The 695-nt window shown below is 68.8% G+C and carries 1 protein-coding gene; it reads left to right on the top strand.

Annotation, left to right across the window (positions count from 1 at the left end; genetic code table 11):
• Positions 1-695 (top strand): autotransporter-associated beta strand repeat-containing protein (locus AC07Q9_RS31565; RefSeq protein ID WP_495312961.1); only part of this gene is annotated, 695 nt, incomplete at both ends.

Below are 695 nucleotides of genomic sequence, written 5' to 3'. Positions count from 1 at the left end.
AGCATCCTCGGCCACATCGCCAACAACGCCGCGCTGGTGTTCAACCGCAGCGCCGACACCACCTTCGCTGGCAACATCAGCGGCTCCGGCAGCCTCCTGCACAAGGGCGCGCGCAAGCTGACCCTGACCGGCGACAACACCTTCACGGGTACCACCACCGTCGTGGTCGGCAACAGCCTGCAGATCGGCGCGGGTGGCACCACCGGCAGCATCGCGGGGAACATCACCAACGACGGCGACCTGGTCTTCGATCGAACGGGCGACCTGAGCTACGCAGGCAGCATCGATGGCAACGGCACCCTGTCCAAGAGCGGTGCGGGCGTGCTGGAACTGACGGGCGCCAGCACCTACAGCGGCGCGACCGAGGTCAATGCGGGCATGCTGCGCGTGAACAACGCCACCGGCAGCGCCACGGGCGCGGGCCCAGTGCTCGTCAAGAGTGGCGCCACGCTCAGCGGCGGTGGCCGCATCGCGGGCCAGGTCACCATCGCCGATGGCGCGGCGCTGGCACCGGGCAGCAACCTCGGCACGCTGAACATCGGCACGCTGTTGCTCGGCAGCGGTTCGTTGCTGAACTACGAACTGGGCCAGGCCGGCACGGCGGGCGGTCCGCTCAATGACCTGGTCAAGGTCAACAACGGCCTCGTGCTCGACGGCACGCTCAACGTGGCGCAATCGCCCGGCGGCACCTTCGG

Source organism: Variovorax sp. GW821-FHT09A10, assembly GCF_059418385.1.
This window is presented reverse-complemented; position numbering and strand designations above follow the sequence as displayed.